Raw genomic sequence first — 18,977 nt, 5'->3', positions numbered from 1 at the left:
TCAGGCCTCCACTTTTCCTAACAGGTAACGATGATGTTTATGCACGTGGCTGATAATTTTGCAGATCTCGCCAAGCTCGTGCGGCGGTTGGTGGAACTGGCTGTCATCGTCAAGCGTTAACTTCCACAGTTTTTGGTGCAGGCGGATGCTGACGTCGTTGCCTTCAGCGTAAAAGCCTGGGTTGCTGCTGTTGGTGAAGTCTTCTGGCAGGCTGAATACCGTCAATTTGTCGGTATACGGTTTGCCTTGCCACGGGCAGAACTGGGCGCAGTTGCCGCATTCATTGCAGAAAGCATCAAGGTGCAGCGTCTGGAAGCGGTTCTGGAAACCAGGAACGGCAATCGAAACGTTGGCGCGGTTCGGGCAGACATCGACGCATTTACTACAGATGTAGTTACATTCCAGGCAGCGTTCAGCCTCTTGTTTCACAAAATTATTGCGGTCGTTTTTACTCACCAGGTTGACGGCGATATTGCCTTTGCGTTGATAAACATGCTGCGGGTCGACGTTGTTCCAGTGCTTGTCACCGTGGCTCGATTGAATGTTTTCGCGCCACAAAATGGCATCCGTCGCCCGTCGTGCGGTGCCGATAGCCGCCACAATGGAAGACGGGCCGCTTTGCACGTCACCAATCAGGAACAGGCCAGGTTTGGTGGTTTCGCCAGTGGCCGACGCCACCGCAGGCCAGCCTTGTTCATCCAGTGGCACGCCCATTGCGGCCAGCGCTGCACAATCTTGCTGTTCGCCGATGGCGGTAATTAAGGCGGAGAATTGCAGCGTTTCGCTTTGCTCAGAAGCCACAGGGCGGCGGCGGCCTGAACTGTCTGGCTCACCTAATTCCATCTTACGTACCGTTAAGCTGCCGTCTGCGGCAAAGTGCTCTGGGTTGGTCAGGAACATAAACTTCACGCCATCTTCCAGCGCTTCTTCATACTCCTCCCGCCAGGCGGGCATTTCGCTGGCGGTGCGGCGATACAACACGGTGACATCGGTGACGCCAGGCACACGCAGGGCGGCACGCGCGCAGTCCATCGCCGTGTTGCCAGCACCCACTACGGCAACGTGCTTACCAAGATTCAGGTTCACACCGCGATTGTAATCACGCAGGAAGGGCAGCGATTTGTAGACATTGCGGTTGTCACCCGCCAGTTTCACACCGCTGTTTTTATCGGTCCCGGTGCCGACCAGCACATAGTGGAAACCGTCTTTTTGCAATTGTTCAAAGGTCAGATCCGGCGAGCAGTTATATTCAAACTTCACGCCATGGGCAGCGATAAAATCAATGTCATGTTGGATAAGTTCAGCCGGAATACGGAACTGAGGTATCACGTTTTTTACCACGCCGCCTGCGTTGGCTTCGCGTTCAAATAGCGTGACCTGGTGGCCCGCCCGTGCGAGGAAGTAACCAGCGGAAAGCCCGGCTGGGCCCGCGCCAATCACCGCTACCGGATGGCGGCTACCTGAGCCAGCAGGCTTATGCCAGCGCTGTTTATAGCCTTCCCAACCTTTTTCCAGCGCCACCTTTTTGAGTTCGCGAATGTTAAGCGCACTGTCGTAATCCAGGCGCGTACAGTTGCTTTGGCACTGGTGGTCACAAATATGGCCGGTGATGGCAGGCAGTGCGTTGCGCTGGTAAATCACTTCCAGCGCATCGGTATAACGGCCTTCACCCATCAGGCGAATGTATTCAGGAATATCTTGCTTCACCGCGCAGGCCGTGACGCAAGGGGCGACGTAGCAATCGGTGAGCGGCAACGGGCCGCCAGCATCAATCTGGTCTTCTGATTTCCAGTGTTTTTGGGTGTATTCCATGCTGATGGCGCGTTTTGCCAGCGCTTCCAGGCGTTCAACGTCAACACGCGTGAGCGCAGCGGCGCTGGATTTTTCCAGCTCGCGCATACAGTCGAGCATACGCAGGTAACCGCCAGGCTTGAGCAAATCCGTAGCCATGGTGATCGGGCGAATCCCGGTTTCAAAAATATCGCGAATGGTGAATTTGCTGGCACCGCCGGAATAGGAGATAGGCAGCAGGCCATCAAAGGCGCGTGAGAGTACCGCCGCGACGTTGATCGACAGGGGGAACAGTGCGCGCCCCGACATATACATCTCTTCACCCGGTAACGCGCCTTTGTGATTAATGGTGCCGAGGGTGTTGGTTAACTTAACGCCAAATCCGAGCTGTTTTTCTTTCGCCAGTGCCATTAAACGTTGCAGCATGTCCAGTGCTTGCTGGAGTTTCAAATCATGGCCGAAGGACTCTTCTTTCAGGCCGATGTAGTCGAAGCCGCAAGTGTCCAGAATCTCTCTGACGCGCGGATAACCGAGCAGCGTCGGGTTGAGTTTGACGAAAGTATTTAAGTGTTTTTCCTCCAGCATGTAGCGGCAAATGGCTTCGATTTCATCTGGCGGGCAGCCGTGCATGGTCGACAGCGTAACCCCGGTGACCAGCGTGGCGGGGATGGATTCAGCCAGTACCGCCAGTTCAGATTTGCGTTCTGCCAGTAATGCAAAGCGGTTAATGAACGACTCGTTTTGCAGCCATTTTTGCAACGTTTTGCGGTAACGCGCGAAATCTGGGTGCGCCGAGGAATCCATCATGGAATGGATAAATTGCTGCATCGGCGGCTGGCGAATACCGTCGAGGTTGTATCCGACACTCATGTTGAAGATAAATGACTTTTGCGCGTCTCGCGGTTGCGGCGTAAAGACCTTTTCCAGCAAATGGAGAATGAACCAGGCTTTGAGATATTCGTCGTAGGCTTTTGGTAGCGTAAATTCGCTAGACCACTCGGTATTAAAGGCTTCGTCTTGCGCATCAATACACGGTTTTTCAAGCTCCAGGCGGTCAAGGATCTGCACGGTTTTCAGTTCGATAAAACGGCCACCCGTTAACCAGGAGACGACAATATTCTGGGCTAATTGAGTATGAGGGCCAGCAGCAGGGCCAATCGGCGTTTCACAGGTTTCACCAAACACATTAAATGTGGAAGGCGTGTCCGCCCGATAAAACTGTTGAGCCGGAATTCCAAAGATAGAATTGCTCTGCTGATACTCATCGAAAATGCGCGTCAAAAGTTCTTCGAACGGAACCGGACGCATAATATCTCCCATGACATTCTCCTTGCGACAAATTAAAGGGTAATAGCGCGTGTGGCCTGACCACAGAAATAGTTAATGGGTTTGTGCAAATATCGCGCCAGAGAAATTAATTGAGGTTATGGGGAATAATAAATGCGAGCGGCCTCTAATATTCATACTTCTTTGTGAAAGACTTCACATCTGTCTTTTTGAGAATGATTTTCATTAATAAATAACTGTTTCAAATGGGGTTTATCGAGTTTGTGTTGATTCTCATAAGTAGAGATAAAATATCATTTTGATAATAACAAGAGGGCGTCTGGCGCGGTTGTTTGAACGCAATCGATTAAACGAAAGAAGTCTGTAAAGTCACATTATTTTGTAATGGCTGGTGTGGTAATTTTTAGAAGAATATAAACGTAGGTCGGATGGGTGTTAGCGTCATCCGACACATCCTGATATAAAGTCATTCCAATTTTACAGTGGTTTTATTAAAGATGAGGTGGGGAAATAATGACTCATGCAAATATTCCGGCCCCTCTGAACTCTTTCGGTGAAAATAAGAATTTATTTAATCAGAAAACCGCAGTGATTAGCATTGTCGGAGCCGGGGGAAAAACCAGCACCTTATTCTGGCTGGCCCGTGAGTTTGCCCGCATCGGTAAGCGAGTCATTGCCACCACCACTACGCAGATGTATTTGCCGGAAGAGAATATTCCAGTGCTATTTTGTCGCTCCCCTGAAAAGCTTCCGGGTGCGGTTTTTACCCCGCCAGCCATTGCCTGCTTTGCGGGCTGGAACCAAGAATTGGGTAAAGTGCGCGGGTTTTCGCCCGCAGAAATTGATGCACTGGCAAAACGCCATCTTGCCGATGTGTTACTGGTGGAGGCTGACGGAGCGCACGGTTTTCCACTTAAAGCGCCGGCCTTGCACGAACCTTGCATAGCTCAAAGCAGTGATTTCGTTATTGCTGTGATGGGCGGGCAGGCAATAAACCAGCCGATAGAGCCGCAAAATGTCCATCGCTGGCCATTGTTTAGCGCCATCACAGGGCTGCGGCAGGGGGGCAAGTTAGGTATTGAAGCCCTGAAGCAGTTTATTAACCATCCGCACGGCATGTTTAAGCAGGCTCCGCCGCAGGCCAAACGTATCTGGCTGATTAATCAATGTTCTCATATTGAGAATATCACCGGCGTCCTGCCAGAACTTCTCGCCAGTGGCGGGCTTGATGCCATTTGGCTGGGCGCGGTCAGAGAGTTTCCACCGATTACACACGTGTTACTGCGCGATGAAGGTGCGGTGACGGATAAAAATCTGTAGAGGCAATCATGAAAATATTCGCAGAAGCAGCAAGACTGGAGCAGCAAAACAGCCCCTTCGCGCTGGCTCAGATTGTTGATAGCCGGGGCTCGACACCACGCCATTGTGCGCAAATGCTGGTGCGCAACGATGGCAGCGTGATGGGCACGATTGGCGGCGGCATGATGGAGCGTCGGGTGATTGAAGAGGCGTTACTGGCGCTCGCCGAACGTAAACCGCGTTTATTTCATGGCCGTATGGCGCGTAACGGTGAAGATGCGGTCGGCTCCGACTGCGGCGGGGCGATGACCGTTTATATTGATGTTCATGGTCACAGCCCGCGCCTGGTTCTGGTGGGCGCAGGGCATGTTAACCAGGCGATTGCCAAAGCGGCGGCAGCGCTGGATTTTAATATCCACGTGGCAGATGTGTATGCCGACAATCTTAATCCTGACTATTTTCCGCCAGCGACCCGTTTGCTCCAGGCGGCAAGCTTCACTGAAGCCATCGAAGCCCTGCAAATCGACGCTGAAGATTATGTGGTGATTGCCACCAATAGCCAGGACAAAGAAGCGCTGGATTGCCTGATTCAACGACCGGTGAAATATCTGGGTCTGCTAGCCAGCCGCCGCAAAACGCAGACTTTCCTCCAGCAATTGCGTAGCCATCGAATCCCCGAAGCGAAGCTTGCGCGTTTACATGCGCCGATTGGTTTTAATATTGGCGCTGAAACACCGCAAGAAATTGCCATCAGTATCCTGGCAGAAATCGTCCAGCACCGTCATCAGGCGCCCGGTGGCCCAATGAAAACGCAGGAAACAGCGGGGCGGTTGGTGGTTATTCGCGGTGCCGGGGATATTGCGACCGGCGTGGCATTGCGCCTCTGGCACTCCGGTTTCCGCGTGGTGATGCTGGAAATGGCAAAACCTACGGTGATCCGCTGTTCGGTCGCTTTTGCTCAGGCGATGTTTGACGGCGAAGTGACGGTCGAAGGGGTTAAAGCGCGCTATGTCGCGGATGTTGATGAAGTCCCGGCGGTGTTACAAGCGGGGATTATTCCGGTGTTAGCCGATGAAAAGGCGAGTTTGTTGTCGGTATTGCAACCTGATGGCGTAGTGGATGCCATTCTGGCAAAAGTGAACAAAGGTACCCATCGCGCAATGGCTCCGGTCACCATCGCTCTCGGGCCAGGGTTTGAGGCCGGAAAAGATTGTGACGCAGTGATTGAAACCAATCGTGGGCATTATCTGGGGCGGGTGATTTACCAGGGGGAAGCTCAGGCTAACACCGGCATACCGGGGAATATTAAGGGCGAAACCACCCGTCGGGTGATGCGTGCGACGGTCGCCGGGAAAATACGCTGTTGTGTGAAGCTCGGTGATGTGGTGAATGAAGGGGACACGGTGGCGTGGATTGATGACACACCGGTGATTGCGCCGTTAGGCGGCATGGTGCGCGGGCTGCTCAATGAGGGGTTAAGCGTCACCGTCGGTTTTAAAATTGGTGATGTAGACCCGCGAGGACTGGCGGCAGATTTTACCACGGTGTCGGATAAAGCCCGCGCAATTGGCGGTGCGGTGCTGGAAGCGATGATGGCGTTACCAAAAAAGCCGCAACAAATGCAGCAGAAGCCAGTGCGTGAAGTTGATCTGGTGGATTAGGGTTTTGGCGGATGACGCTTCGCTTATCCGCCCTACGAAAACCGATTGGGCGGTTTGGTTTCGCAGGCGTCATCCACCATTGGCTACTGGCAAATCACCGTCCCCGTTTTCCCCTCAATCCCTTCTTTGGCTTTTTCCAGCACCGTAATCAGCGTCTTACGCCCTGGGCGGCTGGCGGCAAACGCCACAGCGGCTTCCACTTTCGGTAACATTGAGCCTTTGGCAAAATGCCCCTCGGCAATAAAACGCTCAGCATCGCTCAGGCTCAGGTTATCCAGCCATTGTTCGCCTGGCTTGCCGTAGTTAATCGCCACTTTTTCCACCGCGGTGAGAATAATTAACATATCGGCGTTGATCATCTCGGCGAGTTTGGCGCTGGCCCAGTCTTTATCAATAACCGCGTTAGCGCCGCGTAGGTGGCTTCCTTCGCGAGTCACCGGGATGCCGCCGCCGCCAACGGTGATCACCAGTTGTCCGGCACTGAGCATCGCTTTCACTGTCTCTTTTTCGATAATATCAACCGGTTTCGGTGAGGCGACCACGCGCCGCCAGCCGCGTCCGGCGTCTTCCATCATTTGATGCCCGTTAGCCATCAGCACTCTGGCTTCTTCGTGGGTGAAGAACGAGCCAATAGGTTTGGTCGGGGAGAGGAACGCAGGGTCGTTTTTGTCGACTTCCACCTGGGTGATAATCGTCGCCACGGGCGTTGCCAGTCCGCGCAGATGAAGCTCCTCACGAAGGGCGTTTTGCAGGTCATAACCGATATAACCCTGGCTTAACGCCACACAGACCGACATCGGCAACATCGGTGTATGGGCTTCGGTTTTGGCGGCTGCCTCAAACGCCCGGTTGATCATACCAACCTGTGGGCCGTTGCCGTGCGTCAGGACAACTTTATGTCCCTGTTCAACCAAATCGACAATAGCGCGAGCGGTGATTTTCACAGCGACCATTTGCTCTGCCAGGCCATCGCCTAAAGCGTTACCCCCCAGAGCCAGCACAATTGTCTTTTTCATCATCCTTACCTTATTCGTAGATTAGTGACAAACCTCAATGGTGGATGACGCCTGTGGCTTATCCACCCTACAAAACCAGAGCTGTCTGTAACGGGTAGGTCGGATAAGTGCTGCGTCATCCGACACTCGTGGAGCAAATGGTGGATGACGCCTGTGGCTTATCCACCCTACAAAACCAGAGCTTTCTGGAACGGGCAGGTCGGATAAGCGTTGTTTCATCCGACACTCGTGGAGCAAAGGGTGGATGACGCCTGTGGCTTATCCACCCTACAAAACCAGAGCTTTCTGGAACGGGCAGGTCGGATAAGCGCTGTTTCATCCGACACTCGTGGAGCAAAGGGTGGATGACGCCTGTGGCTTATCCACCCTACAAAACCAGAGCTTTCTGGAACGGGCAGGTCGGATAAGCGTAGCGTCATCCGACATCAGCAACTTATTGTTAAGTATCTGAATAGTTAAAAGGCTGGCGCTTCAGGAAACGTCCATCTCCTGCTATTCCGGTAAATTTTCCGAGACTGAAAACCTTTTTGCCGCGTGACAAGGTGTGGCGTATTTGCCCCTCGCAAACCATGCCTTCATACGGGCTGTAATCGGCATTGTCGTGCAGTTCGCTGTGGAGAATCGTGGTGCGGGTTTTGGGGTCGATAATCACCACATCCGCGTCGAAGCCTGGGGCAATACAGCCTTTTTGTGGCCATAGCCCGAATAGCTGCGCGGGCATGGCACTGGTCAGTGAAACAAAGCGTTCGGGTGAAATACGCCCGCTCATGACCGCGGCGGAAAACAGCAGCAGTAAGCGGTTTTCCACACCCGGAAGCCCGTTCGGGCAGCGGCTGAAATCACCACCAGAAAGTGCTACCCGTTGTTGGTAAGGGAAAGTGCAGTGGTCGGTCGCGACGACATCAATCGCACCGTCGTTGATTCCACACCACAAGGCGTCTTGTTCGCGGACATCACGCAACGGTGGGCTGAGAATAAATTTCAATGCGTCTTCGCGTGAATACAGACGTTCATCCAGCATTAAATATTGCGGGCAGGTTTCCACCCACACCGGCTGATGGCGTGCTTTTGCCAGCCGTAAGTAGTCAAGCCCAAGGCCATTAGAAAGATGGACGATATACAGCGGTGCATTACCCGAAAGCCGCGCGAGGTTAATCATGCGTGCGATGGCCTCGGCTTCACATTCTGGCGGGCGGCTGCGTGCGTGGTAGAGCGGGGCGGTGAGGTTGGCTGCCAGGAAATCAGCACGCCGTTGGGCAATCACCGCATCATTTTCCGGGTGGACGGTGGTCAGCACCCCGGCTTCGTTAAGCCGTTGCAAAGCACGCAGCACATCGCTGTCGTTCAGCTTGTAGAGATAGGTCAGATAGAGTTTAAAACTGCTGATACCCGCATCGACCATCGAGGGGATCTCGTCGATGATGGCATCATCAATGTGCTGGATAACACCATGAAAGCTATAGTCGACAACCGCTTTGCCACGCGCATAACCGTGATAAGCCTCGAGCTGGTGGTGCAGGTTGCAACCTGCCGGGCCAAATCCCATATGGTCAATAATGGTTGTTGTACCGCCACACGCGGCGGCGCGGGTGCCGGTAAAAAAATCATCACAGCTACGGGCTATTCCGACATCAATATTAAAATGCGTGTGCACATCGACTCCACCTGGCATCACGTAGCAGCCAGCGGCATCAATAACTTCGCAGTTGTCTGGCACGGGAATATCCGCAGCAATGCGTTCGAACAAACCGTTGGCGATGAGTACGTCATGTTGTGCCTGGCCTGTGGCATTCACCACGCAGCCGTTTTTAATCAGCACTTTTTTGGGCGGCATTTGGGAAGGAATCATGTTGGAAACTCCGTCAACAACAGGCTCCGTTGGTGGCCCAACGGAGCATCGCCAGTAACAATTATTTTTTCAGTTCAGACAGGTAGGCCAAAGGAATCGAGGCATACAGCGCAGCACAAGTCACCAGATGGTCTTTCCAGGTTTTTTCGTTCGGCGCGTGGGCTTCAGGCTCTTTACCTGGGCCAAAGCCGATCACCGGAATACCGTGGCGGCCCATGATGGAAACGCCGTTGGTCGAGAACGTCCACTTATCCACCACCGGATCTTTGTGGAACAAGCCCTGGTAGGCTTTGCTGAGGGTTTTCACCGTGATGTGGTCTTCTTCCACTTTCCAGGTCGGGAAGTAACATTCGGTTGGATACACCAGACCGGTCCATGATGGGCGGTCATATTCGTACATCGACACCGTGGCGTTAACGGCTTTGACCGAGTCGAGCGCGCGGATCTCTTCCAGCGCACCTTCCCAGGATTCGCCCCAGGTTAAGCGTCGATCAATAGAAACCGCGCAACTGTCTGCCACTGCGCAACGGCTTGGCGAGGTGAAGAAAATTTCCGAAACGGTTAGCGTCCCTTTGCCGAGGAAGTCGTCATTACCCAGACGGGTGGCCAGTTGCTGCAACTCGTTGAGGATTGGCCCCATTTTGAAGATGGCGTTATCGCCGCGCTCTGGTGCGGAACCGTGGCAGCTCACGCCCTGCACATCAATGCGGATTTCCATGCGCCCGCGTTGGCCGCGATAAATCTGGCAATCAGTCGGTTCGGTACTGACCACGAACTCCGGGCGAATGCCGGATTGTTCAATGATGTACTGCCAGCACAGCCCATCGCAGTCTTCTTCCTGAACGGTGCCGGTCACCAGCAGGGTGTACTGATCTTCCAGCCCTAAATCTTTGATAATTTTACCGGCGTAGACCATTGAAGCCATGCCACCTTCCTGGTCCGATGCGCCACGTCCACCAATCAACTCCTCGGTTTCCATGCCCTGATACGGGTCGAATGACCAGTTTTTCATGTTGCCGACGCCAACGGTATCAATGTGGGCGTCCATGGCAATCAGGTGTGGGCCGTGGCCGATGTAACCAAGAATATTGCCCATCGGGTCGATGACGATTTTATCGAAGCCGACTTTTTCCATCTCTTCTTTGATGCGATGCACGACGCGTTTTTCGTCGCAGCTTTCGCTTGGAATGGCAATCATGTCGCGCAGGAAGCGTGTCATATCGGCTTTGTAGTGTTCTGCTTTTTCTAATACTAATTTGAATGGAACCTGCTTAGTCATTTCTCTAACTCCCTTAATGAAACTCATCTGTGAACCGCCAGGGTTCACGCAGTTGTCGGGTACGCGCCTTCCCAGACCACTTCGCGGTAGTGCTTCACGTCGGTATCACCTTCGGTACTGATAACCAGTACGACGGAATCGCGATTCAGCCCCAGTTTTGCCATCAGTGTTTCGCGTTGTGGGTGGTAATGAACGGCGGCCAGCACGCCGAGGCCAACGGCTCCCGATTCGCCAGAAATAATGCGCGGATCGTTGCCTAACGGGTTGCCCAGCACGCGCATCCCAAGTGCGGCAACCGAGTCCTGGCAGGAGATAAATTGCGTGGCGCAGTTGCGCAGCACCGTCCAGCCGAGTGGGTTAGGTTCACCACAGGCAAGACCTGCCATGATGGTGGCCATATCACCGCCAACGTTGACGATGTCGCCTTTCACACCCGAGCGGTAAATGCAGTCAGCCAGTTCTGGCTCAACCACTACGGAGTGCAAGTGCTGCGCCCCATAAACATCGGCCAGATAACCGAGCACGCCACCGGCCATTGCGCCGACACCCGCCTGTAAAAAGACGTGTGTTGGCCGCTTGATGCCCAGCTGTTTCATCTGTTCAACGGCTTCGTCGGCCAGAGTCGAATAACCCTGCATAATCCAGGTCGGGATTTTGGTGTAGCCTTCCCAGGCGGTGTCCTGTACCACTTCCCAGCCGCGTTCTTTGGCGGTTTGCATGGTCATACGCACGGTGTCGTCGTAATTCATGTCGGTGACGATACATTCCGCGCCGAGATTCAAAATGTGGTCTACACGTTCTTGCGCCGACCCTTTCGGCATATAAACCACCGCATGCTGCCCTAATTGCCGTGCAGCCCAGGCCACGCCGCGCCCGTGGTTGCCATCGGTGGTGGTGGCGAAGGTCATTTTTTCTTTGATGGTGTTTTTGATTTTCTCAAACGAGAAATCGTTGATATCCATCTGGTATTTTTCACACAGCAACTGTGCAATGGCGTAGGTGCCACCCAGCATTTTGAAGGCATTGAGGCCAAAACGCTGGGACTCATCTTTCACCAGAATTTTGCCGATACCGAACAAGCTGGCGAGCTCATTAAGTTCACACAACGGGGTCGGTTGGTAACCGGCAATCTTCTGGTGAAAAGCGCGGGCTTTGCGGGTTTGTTCGCTGGTGAACAGCGGAGATATTTCACCATTGAATAAACGGTTTTGTTCGATAGCTAACTTCAATGAGAAAACAGACATAACCCAACCTCATTTAGCAAAAGATGTTTTGCTGAAGGAGGCTCTGGCCTGTAGGCCAGAGACCCTTTTATTTGACACGTTTCACAGCATCTTTAAGCAGTTTTTCAAGGATTTGACCCGGGTTCGCATATTTACGCGACAGGATCATTGCGGCGATGATGTACGGCTTCCAGCTGGCTTCTTTGTAGGTTTCGATGCGGTATTTTTCGAACACGCCTTCGGTGACTTCACCTTCTTTACAAGACACGCCGGAAATATCCGCAGGCAGGCAGTGCATATAAAGGGCTTCGCCGTCGCGGGTCAGCTTCATCATCTCTTCGGTGCAGTGCCAATTTTTGTGGTTAGCGTTTTGTGCCAGGCACTGTTTTTCCAGCGCTTTCAGGCCGTCGTGGTCATTGGCGCGCAGCAGGGTGGTGCGCTCTTCCATGACTTTGTAAGGCGCCCAGGATTTTGGATAGACGATATCGGCGTCTTTAAATGCCTCTTCCATTGAGTTGACCTGGCGGAAGCTGCCGCCGGAAGATTTGGCATTGTTTTTTGCTACTTCCACGACATCAGGAATCAACTCATAACCGTCGGGATGTGCCAGCGTGACGTCCATTCCAAAGCGGGTCATCAGGCCGATGATGCCTTGTGGTACGGACAGCGGTTTGCCGTAGCTTGGCGAATAGGCCCAGGTCATGGCAATTTTTTTGCCTTTTAGATTTTCCAGCGAACCGAAATGCTCACGCAGCCAGGCCAGATCGGCCATAGATTGCGTTGGGTGGTCAATGTCGCATTGCAGGTTGACCAGCGCAGGGCGTTGCGGCAGAACACCTTCTTCGTAACCTTCGTCCAGCGCGGCCCCCACTTCACGCATATAAGCATTGCCTGCACCAAGGAACATGTCATCGCGAATACCGATGGCGTCAGCACAGAAGGAGATCATATTGGCGGTTTCGCGCACCGTTTCGCCGTGGGCAATTTGTGATTTGCCTTCGTCGAGGTCTTGTTGCGCCAGGCCCAGCATGTTTAAAGCAGATGCGTAAGAGAAACGGGTACGGGTCGAGTTATCACGGAAAACGGAGATGCCTAAACCATTGGTAAAGACGTTGGTGGCAATGTTATCGGCACGCATGGATTTCAGTGCGGCCGCGACGTCGAGGACTTGTTTAAGCTCATCCGGACTCTGTTCCCAGGTTAACAGGAAATCCTTTTCATGAAGATGAGAGTTAAGTTTGCTGAGATCTTTAATTAAATCATTAATCGTTTTCATCAAAACACCCTTTGTTATGACTGGTCACAGGACGGCTGCACTGTGCAGGATTAACCCAACAAATCTATACTCGTCATCCTTCAAGCTACTGGGGTGTTGGCTGCACTAACAAACCCCAGTCACTTACCTAAATAAGCTCCTGGGGACTTGCTCCCTTGCCGCCTATCTGCAACTTGAATGCTAACGGGTATGTGTGAGCTATTTATTGATTAACAATAATTATGCCAGGTGCGGGAAAATGGCCGATTGAGCGGGGCAGGTGAATTAAATGTGTGAACGCAATCGCTAAAATCACGCTTTCTTAATGAATTGAGTGTCGATTATTTCATGTCGGGATAAATCAAATAAAAATAAAATTTAGCGAGCTGACGGCACATTGCAGGATTATCATAAGCTCACTCCCCAAATTGATAACAGCACATGGTGGATTATCAATTTGATAAATTAACGGTGAAAACATCGGGGTGTTAATTTGTGAGTAAATGAAAATAGGCCGATTATTATCACTGTTTTCATTTGCCAGATTAGTATTATGAACCTTGTTTTAAGGTCACCAGGAGTTCAGTAAGGGATAGTTAGACTATCAATAATTGCAAAGGGAAATTATCGATCATGATGGCTGTGAATACTCAGTCGGTGCTGATGCAGATTCAACCGACGATCATCCGTTTTGCGAAGATGCTGGCAAGTGTGTTGCAACTGGAAATTGAGATTGTTGATATCAACCTGGTTCGTGTAGCAGGCACCGGCCCTTATGCTAAGTCTTTGGGACGCAAGCTAAATGCTAATTCACGTTTGTTGAAACATGTCATTGAATCAAAGAAGGAAAAAGTCGTCACCCAGTCTGGTGTTGACCCTATTTGTGAAGGATGTACAGATAAGCAAAATTGCCGGGAAAAAGCCTTCCTTGGTACACCGGTCATGTTTCAGAACTCCTGCGTTGGTGTGATTAGCCTGGTGGCACTTAATTGCGAACAGCAAGAACGCATAAAAGACAATTTGCGCGAATTTTCAGATTACGTGCAGCATATTTCCAATATCTTTATATCCAAACTTCTCGAAGACCAAAGCGGTGAGAGTAACGCCAGCGGGATACTGTTAAGCCTGATCGATAATATGGATCAGGGGGTGTTGATCTTTGATAAAAATAATCAGCTGAAATTTGCGAACCCCGTCGCATTAAAAATATTAAAATCCAATCACGAGCAGTTGCTGGGGAAAACGATTTCTGCACGCGCGCTGACTTTTCAGAATTCTTTTACTAGCGGAAATATGCAATATATTATTTCCCTCGATAATCGTAGCGAAATAATTATTGGCCAGTTGCTTACGGTGCAGGAAAACCAGATTTTTTTAATGGCATTTCATCAATCACACACGGTTATTAATACTGATTCAAGTAACGAAGTTCCGCAGATCGAACATCTTATTGGCGAATGCCAGCCTATGCAGGCGTTAAAGCGTTTGATAGGCCGCATCGCACCTGGCCCGTCGAGTGTGATGATTACCGGTGAAAGTGGCACGGGTAAAGAGGTGGTCGCCTGGGCGATTCATAAACTTAGCAACCGTAATGACAAACCCTTTATCGCGATTAACTGCGCCGCCATCCCTGAACAACTGCTGGAAAGCGAACTGTTTGGTTACGTCAAAGGTGCATTTACAGGTGCGTCGACCAACGGTAAGCAAGGGTTGATTCAGGCCGCCGATCAGGGGACGCTGTTCCTTGATGAAATTGGTGATATGCCATTAGTCATTCAGGCTAAATTGCTGCGTGCCATTGAAGCACGCGAAGTACAGCCCATTGGCTCAAGCCGCCCCATCCCGGTTGATATCCGCATTATTTCTGCCACCAATCAGAATCTGGAAAAGTATGTTTCCGAAGGGAAGTTTCGCGAAGATCTCTATTACCGTCTGAATGTCATTCCGGTGATACTGCCGCCGCTGCGCGATCGCAAAGAGGATTTGTCTTTACTGATCCACTATTTTCTCAATTTGCACACTAAGCGTATTGGGCTGGTTTATCCGGGGATTGCAGCTGATGTTATGGCGCTGCTGGCAGCGTATCAATGGCCGGGAAATCTGCGTGAGTTAAGCAACATGATGGAGTATTTGGTGAATGTGGTTCCTTCGGGCGAAGTGATCACCACGTCGCTGTTGCCGCCGAACATCGTCAATCAGCGGCATATTGTGGTTGATTTCAGCCGTGCGCGTACCGAGCAACCTCAAGAAATCAGCGAATTACCTGAACATGGCGCACATGCGCTAGAGGAGATGGAAAAGCAGCTTATTGCCGAAGCGTTGGTGCGCCACGGTAATAAGAAACTGGCGGCGGATGAATTGGGGATAGGGATTGCGACCCTGTACCGCAAAATAAAGAAGTATGGTACTGACGATAAGCCTCTTTCGTAGATCGGATGACGCAAAAGGTGGATGACGCCTGCGGCTTATCCCCCCTACAAAACCCAATCACGGGTCGGATAAGCGTTAGCGTCATCCGACACCTGTGGCTAATGGCTGCTCCCGGCATCACATTTGCGCACCGCATCGACAATCATCTGGTAACCGGTGCAGCGGCATAAATTGCCCGCCAATCCCTGGCGAATTTGTAGCACTGTCATGGGCTGGCTGCGCGGTTTTGCCAGTAATGCGCTGGTGGCCATGATAAACCCAGGGGTGCAAAACCCGCATTGTACCGCGCCGCTTTCGGCAAAGGCTTGCTGAATGGCGGACGGCTTCCCGTGCAATGATTCCCCTTCGCTGGTACGAATCGTTTTACCGTGCGCCCATACCGCCAGATAAAGGCAGCTATCAATCGCGGTGCCGTCAACCAGCACCGTGCAGGCTCCGCATTCCCCGACGCAGCAACCCTGTTTAATACTGAGAAAACCCTGGGCGCGTAATACATCGGATAACGGCATCGCCGGGGAGACATTCAACTGATAGTTGGCGCCATTAATCCGGCAGTTGATGGTTTTGCTGTTCATTGCGATGTCGCTATTCATTAATTTCCCCTCCAGCCTGTTTCACCGCCTGTTCGATAACGCGTTTGGTTAGCGTGCTGATCAGGTGCAAACGGAACGATTTTTCAGCACGCCAGGATGTTCTGGGTGACACATCCTGTGCGACCGCTTCCGCAATTGCCGCCAGGGTTTGTCGGGTTAAAGGCTGCCCAGCCGCGGCTTGTTCGGCATGAGCACAACGTACCGGCGTGGGGGCGGCAACCCCGAAGGCGAGTTTGATTTCCCGGAAGCGGCCCGCATCTAATTCACATAATACGCTACAACCAATGGTGGAAATATCCATCGCATCGCGCATCGCGTATTTGAAACTCGCAGCTCCTTTATTACGGTAATTTTCTGGCTTGAAATGGAAGGCTACCAGCACTTCTCCGGCGGTTAATGCCACTTTACCTGGCCCGGTGTGGAAACCGTTAATCGAGGTAAAGCGCGTCCCCTGCGGGGTGGCAATTTCCAGCTCGGCTTCGTAAATCAGCGACGGGCAGGCAGAGTCGGCACTGGTTGCGCCATTGCAAATATTACCGCCGTAAGTGGCGACATTACGGATTTGCGGCCCGGCGATGACGGCAGCGGATGCTGCCAGCGCCGGAAGGTGTTGCTGCACTAGCGGATGTTCGATGAGTTCGCTAAAGGTGGTGCCGGAGCCGATGCGAATTGCGCCGTGGGCGTTGCATGTCACGCCGCGCAATTCGGCTAAATCATGAATGTCGACGATATGGCGAAAACGCGGGTTGAGATGATGGAGCTGAATTAATACGTCGGTTCCACCCGCCAGCAAGCGGGCCTGGTCATCTTCCATCAGCAGGGCGACCGCGTGCGCGACGCTCTCGGCATGGTGGTAACGTTCAATGTCATACATAGCATTATCCTTTTATCAGCCCGGCCTCGACAAACTCCTGGTACAGGCGTTTTGGCGTCAGGGGAAGCGTGTTGATGGCAACACCTGTCGCCATGCGCACCGCGTTGCGAATCGCTGCGGCAGGGGAGATAATCGGCGGTTCGCCCAGCGCTTTGTGACCGTAGGCTGACTGCGGTTCGTCAGTTTCCACAAAGGCGCACTCCAGCGTCGGCAGGTCGGGCATGGTCGGCATTTTGTAATCCAGCAGGTTAGGGTTACGCACCACGCCGCTTTGCTCATCGACAATGATTTCTTCAAACAATGCCCAGCCAATGCCCATTCCCATACCGCCATGAACTTGCCCTTCAGCCAGCGTAGGGTTAAGGATTTGCCCCGAATCATGCAGATTTAAGATACGGTTGATGGTGACTTTGCACAGCGGTATATCCACGGTGACATCCACAAATGTGCAGCCGTAAGTCGGCGGGTTGGTCTGGGTTTTAAAGGAAGTTTCTGCCGAAAGTTGCCCGCCCAACTCTGGATGGTAGAAAGTGTGCATCGCAAGCTCAGCCACGCTCAGTAGCACCTGTTCAGGACGAGTTTCCAGTACGATATTGCCATTGATAATCGTCAGGTTCATTTCGGGAAGATGTAGCATTAGTGCCGCGTGCTGGAGGATTTTTTGCCGTAAAATTTGCGCGGCTTCGCGCAAAGCCGGTGCGGTGACATAGCTTTGGCGCGAGGCAAATGCACCGGGGTCAAAAGGCGTGATGTCGGTGTCCTGCGTGGAAATGGTATGGACCATCTCGAAAGGCATGCCGATGGTTTGTGCGACCATTTGTGCAAACACGGTATCGGCACCTTGCCCGACTTCGGTGGCGCCGCTTTGCAGATTGATGATTCCGTCCTGGTTGAGCACCAGGCGCACGCTGGCAATTTCGACGCCAACTGGCCAGGTGTTTGAGGTATAGCTAAAACAGGCGACACCTACGCCACGACGCACGTCGCCCTGAGTTTGTAAACAGAGCGCTTTACGTTCATCCCAGCCGAAACTTTCGCGCCCTTGTTTCAGGCATTCAAGTAAACCGGCGCTGTATATTGGCCTGTTGTACAAGCTGTTGATATCGCCTTCGCGGGCGGCATTGAGTAAACGGATGTCTACCGGGTCGATGTTTAAAGCAACGGCGGCATCATCCAGTAATGATTCCAGCGCAAAGATCACTTGTGGCGCGCCGTAGCCGCGCATCGCCCCCGCTGAAGGAAGGTTGGTGTAGGCGGTAGTCGCCTTGAAGCCATAGGCACTGCGCGGATAGAGCCAGGAAATTTTACTGCTCGCGGCGGCGGCAATCGAATGCCCGTGCGAGGCGTAAGCGCCCGTGTTGGAGAGAATATCGAGCTGAAACCCTTTTAACTCACCTTCAGACGAGATACCCAATTGCGCATCAATCTGGAAGGCATGACGGGTGCGTGAGGCGTAGAAACACTCTTCACGGCTGATTAACACTTTGACCGGAATACCGCCCAGTTTCAGCGTCAGAAAGGCCGCCATCGGCTCTTCCAGCACATCCTGCTTATTGCCAAAACCGCCGCCAATATATGGCTTTATCACGCGGATTTTTGACCAGGACATATTGAGCGCTTGCGCAGTCACGCGGCGCACGATGTGCGGAATTTGGGTGCTGGAAATTATGGTGATGCGGCCGGGTTGTTCCATCCAGGCAAAGCAGGTGACGCCTTCCATATGGCAGTGCTGCACTACAGGGGTTTTAAAGCGCCCGGAGTACTGGTGATCTGCCGCTTGCATCGCTGCGATGGGGTTGTTGGTGGCGGCTTCGCTGCGTTTGAGCAGATTGCCCCCTTCATGAATCGCGGTGGCATCAGCGGTGAGGGCGGCTTCGGGCGAGGTGATAACGGGTAACGCTTCCCAGGTGACCACCACCGTTTCAGCAGCTTTTTCCGCCGTGAGTTCATCTCGTGCCACGACAATTGCCACAGCATCGCCGAAATGCCGGACATGTTGCGTCAGCAAACGGCGGTCGGCAATATCCTGTTTTGTGGGGTCGAGCGTCCAGGCATGTCCTGCGGTGGCAAAGAGGGTATCCGGCACATCTTCCCAGGTAAAGACGGCGACAACACCGGGAATTTCAAGCGTGGCGCGGTAATCAATGGCACGGGCATAGCCGTGGGCGATTGGGCTGCGAACGTATTTGGCATAGCACATGCCAGCCATCAGTATATCGTCGGTATATCTGGCTTGCCCGGTGATTTTGGCAAGCGCATCCACCCGCAAGCAGGGCAATCCTAATGGTGCTTTACCCATTCTTTCTGACATGGTTTTGTCTCCATCCTCAGGAATAAGGTCACGCTTCGTTTAGCTCCTGAGTGAAGCAAGATGTACGCCAGTCATCGCTAATGGCCATTTCTTATCATCAAACTGTGAT

At 52.5% G+C, this 18,977-nt stretch carries 12 protein-coding genes; 3 read left to right on the top strand and 9 right to left on the bottom strand.

What is annotated here, in order from left to right; genetic code table 11:
- A complete protein-coding gene (gene ygfK / locus MNO13_RS15720; RefSeq protein WP_241938986.1) occupies window positions 1-3,111 on the bottom strand; it encodes a putative selenate reductase subunit YgfK in 3,111 nt (1,036 codons plus the stop codon).
- Between the two features lie 480 nt (window positions 3,112-3,591).
- Between ygfK and yqeC the strand changes: the two genes are divergently transcribed.
- Together yqeC and yqeB are read left to right on the top strand one after the other, a co-directional pair.
- Complete coding sequence (gene yqeC, locus MNO13_RS15715) at window positions 3,592-4,398, top strand: selenium cofactor biosynthesis protein YqeC (RefSeq protein ID WP_083963422.1); 807 nt, start codon at window positions 3,592-3,594, stop codon at window positions 4,396-4,398.
- An 8-nt stretch (window positions 4,399-4,406) separates the two neighbouring features.
- On the top strand, window positions 4,407-6,038 hold the full coding sequence (yqeB, locus tag MNO13_RS15710) for a selenium-dependent molybdenum cofactor biosynthesis protein YqeB (protein ID WP_064547869.1): 1,632 nt from the start codon (window positions 4,407-4,409) through the stop codon (window positions 6,036-6,038).
- Window positions 6,039-6,121: 83 nt separating this feature from the next.
- On the opposite strand, the gene arcC is transcribed toward yqeB, so the two are convergent.
- From arcC to ygeW, 5 genes are all read right to left on the bottom strand, one after another.
- Window positions 6,122-7,054 carry a carbamate kinase gene (gene arcC, locus MNO13_RS15705; RefSeq protein ID WP_232886532.1) on the bottom strand — a complete coding sequence of 311 codons (933 nt, stop codon included), beginning with the start codon at window positions 7,052-7,054 and terminating at the stop codon, window positions 6,122-6,124.
- A gap of 439 nt (window positions 7,055-7,493) precedes the next feature.
- Window positions 7,494-8,903: a dihydropyrimidinase gene (hydA, locus tag MNO13_RS15700; protein ID WP_277881108.1), complete on the bottom strand. Its 1,410-nt coding sequence runs from the start codon at window positions 8,901-8,903 to the stop codon at window positions 7,494-7,496.
- 61 nt (window positions 8,904-8,964) lie between these two features.
- On the bottom strand, window positions 8,965-10,182 hold the full coding sequence (locus tag MNO13_RS15695) for a YgeY family selenium metabolism-linked hydrolase (RefSeq protein WP_064548004.1): 1,218 nt from the start codon (window positions 10,180-10,182) through the stop codon (window positions 8,965-8,967).
- A gap of 44 nt (window positions 10,183-10,226) precedes the next feature.
- Window positions 10,227-11,426 (bottom strand): diaminopropionate ammonia-lyase, encoded by a 1,200-nt coding sequence (gene dpaL, locus MNO13_RS15690; protein ID WP_064547865.1) that lies wholly within the window; start codon window positions 11,424-11,426, stop codon window positions 10,227-10,229.
- Between the two features lie 67 nt (window positions 11,427-11,493).
- A complete protein-coding gene (ygeW, locus tag MNO13_RS15685) occupies window positions 11,494-12,681 on the bottom strand; it encodes a knotted carbamoyltransferase YgeW (protein WP_064547862.1) in 1,188 nt (395 codons plus the stop codon).
- 612 nt (window positions 12,682-13,293) lie between these two features.
- On the opposite strand from ygeW, the gene MNO13_RS15680 reads away from it, so the two are divergent.
- On the top strand, window positions 13,294-15,090 hold the full coding sequence (locus MNO13_RS15680) for a sigma 54-interacting transcriptional regulator (protein WP_133522669.1): 1,797 nt from the start codon (window positions 13,294-13,296) through the stop codon (window positions 15,088-15,090).
- Between the two features lie 98 nt (window positions 15,091-15,188).
- On the opposite strand, the gene xdhC is transcribed toward MNO13_RS15680, so the two are convergent.
- Genes xdhC through xdhA form a run of 3 tightly spaced genes read right to left on the bottom strand, consistent with a single transcriptional unit; the run spans window position 15,189 to window position 18,868 of the window.
- Window positions 15,189-15,683, bottom strand: a complete 495-nt coding sequence (xdhC, locus tag MNO13_RS15675) for a xanthine dehydrogenase iron sulfur-binding subunit XdhC (RefSeq protein ID WP_370918135.1) — start codon at window positions 15,681-15,683, stop codon at window positions 15,189-15,191.
- Complete coding sequence (gene xdhB, locus MNO13_RS15670; RefSeq protein WP_241938985.1) at window positions 15,676-16,557, bottom strand: xanthine dehydrogenase FAD-binding subunit XdhB; 882 nt, start codon at window positions 16,555-16,557, stop codon at window positions 15,676-15,678. The genes xdhC and xdhB overlap by 8 nt, the downstream gene beginning before the upstream one ends.
- 4 nt (window positions 16,558-16,561) lie before the next feature.
- The gene (xdhA, locus tag MNO13_RS15665) at window positions 16,562-18,868 is read right to left on the bottom strand and encodes a xanthine dehydrogenase molybdenum-binding subunit XdhA (RefSeq protein ID WP_422387197.1); all 2,307 of its coding nucleotides are present in this window, start codon (window positions 18,866-18,868) and stop codon (window positions 16,562-16,564) included.
- Window positions 18,869-18,977: the final 109 nt, after the last annotated feature.

Origin of the sequence: Buttiauxella ferragutiae, assembly GCF_022637515.1 — a bacterium.
GTDB lineage: Bacteria > Pseudomonadota > Gammaproteobacteria > Enterobacterales > Enterobacteriaceae > Buttiauxella > Buttiauxella ferragutiae.
This window is presented reverse-complemented; position numbering and strand designations above follow the sequence as displayed.